General features: G+C 66.3%; 11 protein-coding genes. 5 read left to right on the top strand and 6 right to left on the bottom strand.

Features of this window, described 5'->3' with window-relative positions; all coding sequences use genetic code 11:
- Window positions 1-115: 115 nt before the first annotated feature.
- The 5 genes from IEI94_RS14920 to IEI94_RS14940 form a co-directional block, all read right to left on the bottom strand.
- Window positions 116-1207, bottom strand: coding sequence for a sulfate/molybdate ABC transporter ATP-binding protein (locus IEI94_RS14920; RefSeq protein ID WP_191168070.1), 1092 nt, complete (start codon window positions 1205-1207; stop codon window positions 116-118).
- A 1-nt stretch (window position 1208) separates the two neighbouring features.
- A complete protein-coding gene (gene cysW / locus IEI94_RS14925; RefSeq protein ID WP_191168071.1) occupies window positions 1209-2030 on the bottom strand; it encodes a sulfate ABC transporter permease subunit CysW in 822 nt (273 codons plus the stop codon).
- On the bottom strand, window positions 2030-2887 hold the full coding sequence (gene cysT, locus IEI94_RS14930; RefSeq protein WP_191168072.1) for a sulfate ABC transporter permease subunit CysT: 858 nt from the start codon (window positions 2885-2887) through the stop codon (window positions 2030-2032). Before cysT ends, cysW begins: the two co-directional genes overlap by 1 nt.
- A complete protein-coding gene (gene cysP, locus IEI94_RS14935) occupies window positions 2884-3906 on the bottom strand; it encodes a thiosulfate ABC transporter substrate-binding protein CysP (protein WP_191168073.1) in 1023 nt (340 codons plus the stop codon). The genes cysT and cysP overlap by 4 nt, the downstream gene beginning before the upstream one ends.
- Window positions 3907-4019: 113 nt before the next feature.
- Window positions 4020-5207 (bottom strand): MFS transporter, encoded by a 1188-nt coding sequence (locus IEI94_RS14940; protein ID WP_191168074.1) that lies wholly within the window; start codon window positions 5205-5207, stop codon window positions 4020-4022.
- Between the two features lie 83 nt (window positions 5208-5290).
- Between IEI94_RS14940 and rpe the strand changes: the two genes are divergently transcribed.
- The gene (gene rpe / locus IEI94_RS14945; RefSeq protein ID WP_191168075.1) at window positions 5291-5986 is read left to right on the top strand and encodes a ribulose-phosphate 3-epimerase; all 696 of its coding nucleotides are present in this window, start codon (window positions 5291-5293) and stop codon (window positions 5984-5986) included.
- Complete coding sequence (locus tag IEI94_RS14950; RefSeq protein ID WP_318153404.1) at window positions 5979-6263, top strand: GIY-YIG nuclease family protein; 285 nt, start codon at window positions 5979-5981, stop codon at window positions 6261-6263. Before rpe ends, IEI94_RS14950 begins: the two co-directional genes overlap by 8 nt.
- A gap of 1 nt (window position 6264) precedes the next feature.
- On the opposite strand, the gene IEI94_RS14955 is transcribed toward IEI94_RS14950, so the two are convergent.
- Entirely contained in the window at window positions 6265-7563 is a 1299-nt protein-coding gene (locus IEI94_RS14955; RefSeq protein WP_191168077.1) for an NAD(P)/FAD-dependent oxidoreductase, read from the bottom strand.
- A 236-nt stretch (window positions 7564-7799) separates the two neighbouring features.
- Here IEI94_RS14955 and IEI94_RS14960 point away from each other — a divergent pair, with 236 nt between their 5' ends.
- The 3 genes from IEI94_RS14960 to IEI94_RS14970 all read left to right on the top strand — a co-directional run bounded on the left by IEI94_RS14960 (window position 7800) and on the right by IEI94_RS14970 (window position 11014).
- Entirely contained in the window at window positions 7800-8465 is a 666-nt protein-coding gene (locus IEI94_RS14960) for a phosphoglycolate phosphatase (RefSeq protein WP_191168078.1), read from the top strand.
- Window positions 8466-8773: 308 nt separating this feature from the next.
- Window positions 8774-10270, top strand: coding sequence for an anthranilate synthase component I (gene trpE, locus IEI94_RS14965; RefSeq protein ID WP_191169616.1), 1497 nt, complete (start codon window positions 8774-8776; stop codon window positions 10268-10270).
- 225 nt (window positions 10271-10495) lie between these two features.
- Entirely contained in the window at window positions 10496-11014 is a 519-nt protein-coding gene (locus tag IEI94_RS14970; RefSeq protein WP_191168079.1) for an Hcp family type VI secretion system effector, read from the top strand.
- The last annotated feature ends 73 nt before the right edge of the window (window positions 11015-11087 follow it).

Below are 11087 nucleotides of genomic sequence, written 5' to 3' on the forward strand. Positions count from 1 at the left end.
AGGCGGAAGGTGGTGCGTCGAGTATAAGCCTCTGCCGCCCGGCTGGCACGCCTTCAAACCTCACTTCAGCCTGTTGCCGATCTCCATTGCGAAACGTCGCCGTTATAACGCTGGTTCAGGCCGCGGTGGGCTGGCGCCGCTTGGCGGTTTCATCGTCGAAGCGGTGCCAGCGGCGCGGGATCGCATAGAGCCGCTGGCCGCGGCTGATCGCCAGGCGCTCGAAGTCTGCGTGGCGCACCGTGGCCAGCCACGGTGCCGGCAGCCAGTCGGCCTCCAGCTCGACCCGTACCTCGGCGCCTATCGGCGAGATCGAGGTGACCGTGACCGGCAGCCGGGCGGCATCGCTCGGCGCATCGGCCAGCTTGACCTCGTGGGGGCGCAGCAGCAACTCTTCGCGGCCGTCGTCGAGCTCGCTCACCGCCAGCTGGGCGTCACCGCAGGTCAGCACGCCGTTGCGCACGTCGCCCTCGAGGCGGTTGACGTCGCCGAGGAACTCGAACACGAAGCGGTTGGCCGGGGCGCGGTAGAGCGCCTCGGGGGTATCGATCTGCTCGATGCGGCCGTTGCTCATTACCACCACACGGTCGGAGAGCTCCAGCGCCTCCTCCTGATCGTGGGTGACGAACACGCTGGTGAAGTTGAGCTCATCGTGCAGGTGGCGCAGCCAGCGGCGCAGGTCCTGGCGCACCTTGGCGTCCAGTGCGCCGAACGGCTCGTCGAGGAGCAGCACATCGGGGCGCAGCGCCAGTGCCCGGGCCAGCGAGACGCGCTGCTGCTGGCCGCCGGAGAGCTGCGCCGGATAGCGCTTGGCGAAGTCCTCGAGCTGTACCATCTCCAGCAGGCGATGCACCCGGGCGCGGATCTCGCCGCTTGAGGGTCTCTGCTTGCGCGGCATCACGGTGAGGCCGAAGGCGACGTTGTCGAACACCGTCATATGCCGGAACAGCGCATAGTGCTGGAACACGAAGCCGATGCGCCGGTCGCGCACATGGACCTGGGTGACGTCGCGGTCGCCGAACTGAATGCGCCCGGCGGGCTTGGCGTCGGCCTGCTCGAGCCCGGCGATGATGCGCAGCAGGGTGGTCTTGCCCGACCCCGAGGGGCCGAGCAGGCCGACCAGCTCGCCATCGTGGATGTCGAGATCGATCGGCTCCAGCGCCTGGGTGCGGCCGAAGGTCTTGGCAATATTGGTCAGACGGATGCTCATCTCAAGCCTCCTGGCGCGCGGCGCGCCATTCGAGGCTGGCCTTGGCGGCCAGCGTCAGCAAAGCGATCAGGGCCAACAGCGCGGCGCTGGCGAAGGCGCCCACGGTGTTGTAGTCCTGGTAGAGCTGCTCCAGATGCAGCGGCAGGGTGTTGGTCTGGCCGCGGATGGCCCCGGAGACCACCGACACGGCACCGAACTCGCCCACTGCCCGGGCGTTGGTGAGGATCACCCCGTAGAGCAGCGCCCAGCGAATATTGGGCAGCGTGACCCGGCGAAACAGCGTCCAGCCCGAGGCGCCAAGGGTCACCGCCGCCTCTTCGTCCCGCGAGCCTTGGGCCTGCATCAGCGGAATCAGCTCACGGGCCACGAACGGGCAGGTGACGAAGATGGTCACCATCAGAATCCCCGGCCAGGCGAACATCAGCTGGATATCGTAGCCGTCGAGCCAGCCGCCGATCCAGCCGTTGCGCCCGTAGAGCAGCAGGTAGACCAGGCCGGCGACCACCGGCGACACCGCAAAGGGGATGTCGATCAGGGTCTGCAGCAGGCGCCGCCCGGGGAAGCTGAAGCGGGTCACCAGCCAGGCCAGCGCCACGCCGAATACCAGGCAGACGGGGATCGTCAGCACGGTGATGAACAGCGTCAGGCCGATGGCGCGCAGGGTGTAGTGGTTGCTGACGTTACGCCAGAACACCTCCATGCCCTGGGAGAAGGCCTGGGCGAAGATTGCCACCAGCGGTAGCAGCAGGAACAGCGCCGCCAACAGCACGGCGCTGATCACCAGAATGCGCCGTACCCGCGGCGCGTCACCGATCCGTTGCATCAGCCGCGTCCTCCATGCAGGCGCTTGATAAAGTGCCCCTGCCAGATATTGATCGCCAGTAGCAGCGCCAGCGACACGGCCAGTACCACCGAGGCGATGGCCGAGGCGCCGACGTAGTCGTACTCCTGGAGCTTGACGAAAATCATCAGCGCGGTGATCTCGGTCTCGTAGGGGGAATTGCCGGCGATAAAGATGATCGCCCCGAACTCGCCCAGCGAGCGCACGAAGGCCAGCCCGGTACCGGTCACCAGCGCCGGCCACAGGTGCGGCAGGATCACCCGTCGAAACGCCGTCGCGTCGCTCGCGCCCAGGGTCAGCGCGGCCTCGTCGACCTCGTTGGGCAGATCCTCGAGCACCGGCTGCACCGTGCGCACCACGAACGGAATACTGGTAAAGGCCATGGCCAGGGCGATACCCACCCAGGTGTAGGCGACCTGAATGCCCAGCGGGTCGAGCAGGCGGCCCATCCAGCCGTTGCTCGAGTAGAGCGTGGCCAGGGTGATCCCTGCCACCGCGGTAGGCAGCGCGAAGGGCAGATCCATCAATGCGTCGAGCAGGCGCTTGCCGGGAAACTCGTAGCGCACCAGCACCCAGGCCAGCAGCAGCCCGAAGGCGGCGTTGACCAGCGCGGCCACCGCCGCGGCGCCGATGGTCACGGTATAGCTGGCGACGACCCGTCCGTCGGTGATGATCCGCCAGTACTCCGCCAGGCTGATGCCCGACAGCTGCCCGAATAGACTGGTCATGGGCAGCAGCAGCATCAGCGACACGAAGGTCAGGCTGATGCCCAGCGATAAACCGAAACCCGGCAGCACCCGCTTGGGGGCGCTGCCGGTGATGTTAGCGAGCGTAATCATCTGCGCTGCAGCTGATCCAGCAGGGCGCCATTGGCGAAGTGGTCCTCCATCGCCTCGTCCCAGCTACCGAAGACGTCTTCGACGCGCAGCAGCTCGGTCTCGGGGAACTGGTCGGAGAACTCTTCGGCCACTGCCTCATTGTTCACGCGATAGTTGAAGCCGGCCAGCTGGCGCTGAGCGTCTTCGCTATAGAGGTACTCGATGTAGGCCTGGGCCAGGTCGAGGTTGCCGTTGCGCTCGGCGTTGGGGCCGACCACCGCGACCGGGAACTCGGCCAGGATGCTGACCGGCGGCACGATGACTTCGTAGTCGTCTGTGCCGTACTCGCCGCGGATGTTGTTGACCTCGGACTCGAAGCTGATCAGCACATCGCCGATGCCGCGCTCGATAAAGCTGGTGGTGGCGCCACGGCCGCCGGTGTCGAATACCGCAACGTTAGCGAGGAAGGTACGCATAAAGTCATGGATCTGCTCCTCGTCGCCGTCAAACTGATCCTCGGCGAAGCCCCAGGCCGCCAGGTAGGTGTAGCGGCCATTGCCCGAGGTCTTGGGGTTGGGGAACACCATCTCGACATCCTCGCGGACCAGGTCGTCCCAGCTCTCGATGCCCTTGGGGTTATCCTTGCGCACCAGGAAAGCGGTGGTGGAGTAGTAGGGCGAGGCGTTGTTGTCGAAGGCGTCCTGCCAATCCTCGGCGACCAGACCGTCGTCGGCCAGCGCCTGGACGTCGGTGACCTGGTTGTAGGTCACCACGTCGGCGCGCAGACCCTGAAGGATGGCGCGAGCCTGGGCCGAGGAGCCGCCATGGGACTGCTGCACGTCGATCTCTTCACCGTGCTCTTCCTGCCACCAGGCGATGAACTCGGGGTTGATCGCCGAGAACAGTTCACGGGCGATATCGTAGGAGGAGTTGAGCAGCTCGCGCTCGGCGGCCACGCTGGGGGTGACGACGCCAGCGGTCAGCGCGGCGGCCAGAGAGGCGCCGAGGGCGCCGCGGCGAAACAGGGATGTAGCTGACATAGGATTCGGCTCCAGCACAAAGTGTGGTGATTGGAGCGAAGGCTAAACCAACGATTAAGGAATGACAATCCCGTTTATTATTCAATTTAGCAATATAACGCAATAGTGTGGGTTTATATGCCGGTCGCGCGGGGCTGGCGCAGGCAGTAGAGCCCCACCAGCGGGCCGGGCAGCAGCAGCCAGGCCAGCCACGGCCCTAGCGCCTGCCACAGCGGAATCAGCACGATCAGCGACAGCATCGAGATGGCGAAGCCGATGGCATTCTGCAGGGTCAGGGCGCTGCCGACGATACGCGCCGGGCAGGCCGCCGCCGAGAGCGCCGAGAACTGCGGCGAGTCGACCACCGCCAGCGCGCTCCAGAGCGCCAGGAACAGTGCCAGTGGCAGCAGCGACCCGCCGGCCGGTGCCAGCAGTGGGCCGAGCAGCGGGTAGGCCAGGCAGCAGAGCGCCGAGCCGGCCAAGCCCAGCTGCGCTACCCGGCGGCTGCCGACACGTTGGCTCAGAGCACCGCCCAGCCAGCAGGCCGGGCCGCCCACGGCGATCAGGGTAAAGGCGAGCAGCGCCAGCTGCGCGGTCTCCAGCCCCGGGGCGGCGGCCAGCAGCATCAGCGGCAGCAGCGCCCACAGCGTATAGAGCTCCCACATATGCCCGAAGTAGGCGCTGGCCGCGCGCCGAAAGCCGCCGATGGAGAACGCCTCGAGCCCCGCCAGGCGAGCGCCCGGGCCGCCGGCGTGCTGCTTGGCCTGGCGCACTTCCGGGGCCTCGCCGAGGCGCCAGACCATGACGCCGCCGGCCACCGCCAGCAGCGAGGCGCCCCAGATGCCGCCCTGCCAAGGGATGCCGGCGCTGAGTTCGCCCAGGCCACGCAGGCCGTGGGGCAGGGCGGTGCCCAGCACCAGCATCCCCACCAGCCAGGCCAGTCCCAGGCCGCTCTTGCCCGGCGTCCAGCCCACCATCAGCTTCATGCCCACCGGGTAGATGCCGGCCAGGCACATGCCGGTGATCACGCGCAGGCCCACCGCGCCCCATAGCCCGCCGGCCCAGGGCAGCAGGGCGTTGGAGAGCGCGCCGAGCAGGCAGCAGGCGGTGAACAGGCGGCTGGCGTCGAGGCGGTCGGCGAGGCCGCCCAGGCCGATCAGCAGGGTGCCGAGCAGAAAACCGCCCTGCACGGCGCCGGTCAGCCAGCCGAGGTCGGCGTCGCTGAGCTGCCACAGCGCCTGCAGGTCGGCGAGCACGGCGTTGGGGGTGAACCACAGCGCGGTGCCAAATAACTCGGCGATGGCCAGGATGAGCGTGGGCATGACGATTCCGTGTCGCGGTTTTTGGTAGACTTGCCCGCCTAGACTACTCAACTTTGCGACCCCGTATCAGAGGAAAGCGCCTCATGGCCACCCCCCGCGACTTCAAGATCGCTCCTTCCATACTCTCCGCCAACTTCGCTCGCCTGGGCGAAGAGGTCGACGACGTGCTCGCCTCGGGGGCCGATATCGTCCACTTCGACGTGATGGACAACCACTACGTGCCCAACCTGACCATCGGGCCGATGGTCTGCGAGGCGCTGCGCAAGCACGGCGTCACCGCCCCCATCGACGCCCACCTGATGGTCAAGCCGGTGGACCGGCTGATCGGCGACTTTATCGACGCTGGGGCCAGCTACATCACCTTTCATCCCGAGGCCTCCGAGCATGTCGACCGCTCGCTGCAGCTGATCCGCGACGGCGGCGTCAAGTCGGGGCTGGTGTTCAACCCGGCCACGCCGCTCTCCTACCTCGACTATGTGATGGACAAGGTCGACATGATCCTGCTGATGAGCGTCAACCCCGGCTTCGGCGGCCAGTCGTTCTTGCCTAGTACCCTCGACAAGCTGCGCGAGGCGCGGGCGCGCATCGACGCCTCGGGGCGCGATATTCGCCTCGAGATCGACGGTGGGGTAAAGGTCGACAATATCGCCGAGATCGCCCGCGCCGGTGCCGATACCTTCGTCGCTGGCTCGGCGATCTTCAAGGCGCGCAATGCCGAGGAGCCGAATCGCTATGACGGCGTGCTCAAGGCGCTGCGCGACGAGCTGGCCAGTGTCTGACGACTCGTCCGATGGGCCGGTCTGGTACCTCTATCTGGTCGAGACCGCGGCCGGTGCGCTCTATACCGGCATCAGCACCGACGTGACGCGGCGCTTTGCCGAGCACTGCGGCGGCAAGCGCGGCGCCCGGGCGCTGCGCGGCAAGGGGCCCTTGACACTGGTGCATCAGCAGGCGGTAGGCAGCCACACCGAGGCGCTGCGATTGGAGCGCGAGATCAAGCGGATGGCGGCCCCGGCCAAGCGCGCCTGGTTGGCGCGCCGGGGCGGGGCTCAGTGACTCAGTGCAGTTTCATCTTCGGCTTCAGGAAGCGGTTGATGCCGTCGACCACGATGGTCATGCCGGTCTTGATCGCGCCGTGAATCGCAAACTGGTGCATGCGGTAGAGCGAGGCGTAGAACAGCTTGGCGATGCGGCCCTCGAGGAACAGGCTGCGCGCCGAGGCGCCGCGCATCAGGCTGCCCACCGCATCGAAGTGCGCCAGTGAGATCAGCGAGCCGCGGTCGCGGAACACGAACGGCTTGAGCGGCTTGTCCTCGAGGGTCGCCAGCAGGTTGCGGTAGAGCCGCGAGGCCTGCTGGTGGGCGGCCTGGGCCCGCGGCGGCACCGGCTTGCCATCCGACTGCAGGCAGCTGGCACAGTCGCCGAAGGCGAAGATGCGCGGGTCGTCGAGACTCTGCAGCTCGGCGTTGACCTTGATCTGGTGGTTGCGCTCGGTGGCAAGCCCCAGCTCGGAGAGGAACGGCGGCGCCTTGATGCCCGCCGCCCACACGCTGAGGTCGGTCTCGATGCGGGTGCCGTCGGCGGTGATGAAGCCTTCCGTGTCGGCCTGGGTGACCCGGGTCTCGACGTGGATATTGACGCCGAGCTTCTCCAGCTCACGGTGGACCGCCTGGGTGATGCGGTCCGGCAGCGCCGGCAGAATGCTCGGCGCGGCTTCGATCAGGTGCACGTCGAGCTGGCCGCTATCCATATTGGTAAAGCCGTAGCTGTGCAGCATCTTGGAGGCGTCGTAGAGCTCGGCGGCGAGCTCCACCCCGGTGGCGCCGGCGCCGACGATGCCCACTGCCAGTTTGGGATGCACGCGGCGCTCCGGGTCGCTGTAGCGCAGGAAGGTGTTGAGCATGTCGTGGCGAAACGCCTCGGCCTGCTTGGGGCTGTCGAGGAAGTGGCAGTGGTCGGCCACGCCGGGGGTGCCGAAGTCGTTGGAGACACTGCCCAGCGCCAGCACCAGGTAGTCGTAGTGCAGGTTGCGCGAGGGCAGCACCACGCTGCCGTCGTCGTCGAGGATCGGCGCCAGGGCAAGGGTCTGGGCCTCGCGATCCAGATCGCTGAGGGTGCCGCGCTGGAACTGGTAGCCGTGGGCCTTGGAGTGGCCCTGATAGGAGACCTCATCGAGGCCCGAGTCGAGGACACCGGTGGCGACCTCGTGGAGCAGCGGTTTCCAGATATGGGTAGGGTTGCGGTCGACGAGCACGATCTCGGCACGCTTACGCTTGCCGAGCTTGCGTCCGAGCCGAGTGACCAGCTCGAGTCCGCCTGCGCCGCCGCCCACCACCACGATGCGTGGTAGAGACATGAGAGACTCCAGAAATGATGAAAAGGATCAGCAAATGCATCGCCTGGGTCGGAGCAGCGGCACGCGGGGCGAGGACGCTACCCGGTAACGGCGATATCTGCGCCTAGCATAGGCCGGGGAGAGGCGTTTTCCTATGGGTGATCGGTGATTCGGGGCATGTTCTTTCGTAATATTACATGCATAAAATGGATGTAGATTGCGTCGTACTGGGCAACTTATTGAAAGGAAAAGAGATAATGCATCCACTCCTGCAGGGCGTGAAACTGGTGGTCTTCGACCTCGACGGCACCCTGGTCGATTCGGTGCCGGATCTGGCCGCCGCGGTGGACGCCGCCCTGGCCGACGATGGCCTGAGTGCCCGTGGTGAGGCGCGGGTGCGGGACTGGGTCGGCAACGGCTCGCACAAGCTGATCGAACGCGCCCTTGACGATGCGCTGGGTGAGCTGCCAAGCGCCGAACGGCAGGAGAGGGGGCATGCCCGCTTTCTGCATCACTATGGGCTGGCGCCGAATAGGCTGACGCGGCTCTACCCCGGTGTGCGCGAGGCCCTCGACGGCCTGCGCGCTGCCGACATGCCGCTGGGACTGGTCACCAACAAGCCGCAGGCCTTTATTGCGCCGATCCTCGAGGGCTTCGGCCTGGCCGATCACTTCGGGCTCTGCCTGGGCGGCGATGCACTGCCTCAGAAGAAGCCCGACCCGGCGCCGCTGCTTCACCTGGCGCGGCACTTCCGGGTCGCCCCCGGCGACTGCCTGATGGTCGGCGACTCGCGCCATGACATCGAGGCGGGGCGTCGCGCCGGCTTTCGTACCCTGGCGGTGCCCTACGGCTATAATCACGGTGAGCCGGTGGCCGCGAGCCGGCCGGATGCCCTGGTTGAATCGCTTGCGGAACTCGTTTAGGGTTTTGAATCAACGAGATCGCGCTTTCATCTCGGCTCGGCCACGGTTGGCCAAGCCTCGACCCACGGACAGCCCATGACGCTGCAACCCTCTCTCTCCCCCCGGCTCGCGGTCGCCCTTATCGGCGGCGGCGCGCTGATGCGCGACGTCAAGCGCTGGCGATGGTGACGACACACCGCCGCTGAGCGCGCCCGCACGACCATCGAGATGGCCAGCCGTCGGGCCGCCCCCCTATGAGCGGGCCGACTCCGATATCCGGTGCCAGGCCCCGCGTAAGATGACAAGACTGTGAGGATACGCCGGGCATGATGACTTCCGCGCGCTTCAATGAGCTGGCCGAGGCCGGCTATAACCGTATTCCGGTGACCCGCGAGGTGCTCGCCGACCTGGATACGCCGCTTTCCACCTATCTGAAACTGGCCGATGCGCCCTGGACCTTCCTGCTGGAGTCCGTGCAGGGCGGCGAGAAGTGGGGGCGCTACTCGATCATTGGCCTGCCGAGCCGCGAGCGCATCGAGGTGCGCGGCTTCACGGTGCGCCATATCGTCGAGGGCGCCGAGGTGGAGCGCCACGAGGTCGAGGATCCGCTGGACTGGATCGAGGCGTTCCAGGCGCGCTTCAAGGTGCCACGCCTCGACGACCAGCCGCGCTTCGACGGCGGCCTGGTCGGCTACTTCGGCTACGACACCATTCGCTACGTCGAGCCGCGACTGCGCAGCGAGGCCGCCGCCGCCAAGCCCGACCCCCTCGGCGTGCCCGATATCCTGCTGATGGTCTGCGACGAGCTGGTGGTGTTCGACAACCTCTCCGGCCGCCTGACGCTGTGGACCCACGCCGACCCTGCCGAGGACGACGCCTATCCGCGGGCACGGGCGCGTCTCGAACGCCTCGAGGTCCAGCTGCGCAGCGCCACCCTCAATACCGTCAGCCCCGGCACCGGGCGCAGCGCGGTGGAGGAGGGGCACTTTACCTCGGGCTTCACCGAGGAGGGCTTCAAGGCCGCGGTCGACAAGATCAAGGGCTACGTGCTGGCCGGCGACGTGATGCAGTGCGTGCCCTCCCAGCGCATGTCGATTCCCTATCAGGCGCCGCCGCTCGACCTCTACCGTGCGCTGCGCAGCCTCAACCCCTCGCCCTACATGTTCTTCTTCAACCTCGACGACCACCACGTGGTGGGCTCCTCGCCGGAGATCCTCACCCGGCTGGAGGAGGGCGAAGTGACGGTGCGCCCGATTGCCGGCACCCGGGTGCGCGGCAAGACCGAGGAGGAGGACCAGGCACTGGAGGCCGATCTGCTGGCCGACCCCAAGGAGATCGCCGAGCACCTGATGCTGATCGACCTGGGGCGCAACGACGTGGGCCGTATCAGCGAGACCGGCTCGGTGGTAGTGACCGACCAGATGGCGGTGGAGCGCTACTCGCATGTGATGCATATCGTCTCCAACGTCACCGGCAAGCTGAAGCCTGGCCTCACCGCGATGGACGCCCTGCGTGCCACCTTCCCGGCGGGCACGCTCTCCGGCGCGCCCAAGATCCGCGCCATGGAGATCATCGACGAGCTGGAGCCGGTCAAGCGCGGTATCTACTCCGGTGCGGTGGGCTACCTCTCCTGGCATGGCAATATGGACACCGCCATCGCCATCCGTACCGCGGTGATCAAAGGCGGCGAGCTGCAGATCCAGGCCGGCGCTGGCGTGGTGGCCGACTCGATCCCCGAGATGGAGTGGCAGGAGACCCTCAACAAGGGGCGCGCACTGTTCCGCGCCGTCGCCATGGCCGAGCGCGGCCTCGACAATCTCTCGTAAGCGGCCTCTCTTCTGCTAAGCCTAATTTAAATTAGGCAATTTCTTGCCCGCTGGGCAACTTCTTGCTCGCCCTGGGCAAGAAGTTGCCTAAATTTACTTAGCCCTGTCTCTCCGAAAATTCATATATCACTGATATAAAAGTAATTTTCGCTTTCTGGCACGCTGCCTGCTCTATATGGGGCGTCCGTCGGACGTTTTCTCATTTTTCCGTCATGGAGCAGACTGATGCCAACACCTTGCTATATTAGTATCGAAGGCCAGACCCAGGGCAACATCACCGCCGGTGCCTTCACCCCCGACTCCGTCGGCAACATCTACGTGGAAGGCCACGAAGATGAAATGCTGGTGCAAGAGTTCAAGCACGTCGTCACTGTGCCCACTGACCCGCAGTCCGGTCAGCCTTCCGGCCAGCGTGCCCACAAGCCATTTATCTTCACCGTGGCCCTCAACAAGGCCGTACCGCTGATGTACAACGCCCTGGCCTCTGGCGAAATGCTGCCCAAGGTCGAGCTGAAGTGGTACCGCACCTCGGTGGAAGGCAAGCAGGAGCACTTCTTCACCACCAGCCTGACCGACGCCACCATCGTCGACATCAACCTGCGCATGCCCCACGCCCAGGACACCGCCAGCTCTGAGTTCACTCAGCTGATGGACGTCTCGCTGTCCTACCGCAAGATCGATTGGGAACACACCGTAGCCGGCACCTCGGGTTCCGACGACTGGCGCGCCCCGCTCGAGTCGTAAGACTTGAGGGCATGGCGGGGCTCACCCGATGGCTCGCAACCCGAGCCCCGCCATGCTTGATCGATGTGCCAGG

Source organism: Halomonas sp. ML-15 (assembly GCF_014779595.1).
In the GTDB taxonomy this organism is placed as follows: Bacteria; Pseudomonadota; Gammaproteobacteria; order Pseudomonadales; family Halomonadaceae; genus Franzmannia.

Coding starts and splice junctions, on each gene's coding strand:
- IEI94_RS14955 (WP_191168077.1), bottom strand. CDS start 7,563: ATGTCTCTACCACGCATCGTGGTGGTGGGCGGCGGCGCAGGCGGACTC.
- IEI94_RS14920 (WP_191168070.1), bottom strand. CDS start 1,207: ATGAGCATCCGTCTGACCAATATTGCCAAGACCTTCGGCCGCACCCAG.
- IEI94_RS14940 (WP_191168074.1), bottom strand. CDS start 5,207: ATGCCCACGCTCATCCTGGCCATCGCCGAGTTATTTGGCACCGCGCTG.
- cysW (WP_191168071.1), bottom strand. CDS start 2,030: ATGCAACGGATCGGTGACGCGCCGCGGGTACGGCGCATTCTGGTGATC.
- IEI94_RS14960 (WP_191168078.1), top strand. CDS start 7,800: ATGCATCCACTCCTGCAGGGCGTGAAACTGGTGGTCTTCGACCTCGAC.
- IEI94_RS14970 (WP_191168079.1), top strand. CDS start 10,496: ATGCCAACACCTTGCTATATTAGTATCGAAGGCCAGACCCAGGGCAAC.
- cysT (WP_191168072.1), bottom strand. CDS start 2,887: ATGATTACGCTCGCTAACATCACCGGCAGCGCCCCCAAGCGGGTGCTG.
- trpE (WP_191169616.1), top strand. CDS start 8,774: ATGACTTCCGCGCGCTTCAATGAGCTGGCCGAGGCCGGCTATAACCGT.
- cysP (WP_191168073.1), bottom strand. CDS start 3,906: ATGTCAGCTACATCCCTGTTTCGCCGCGGCGCCCTCGGCGCCTCTCTG.
- rpe (WP_191168075.1), top strand. CDS start 5,291: ATGGCCACCCCCCGCGACTTCAAGATCGCTCCTTCCATACTCTCCGCC.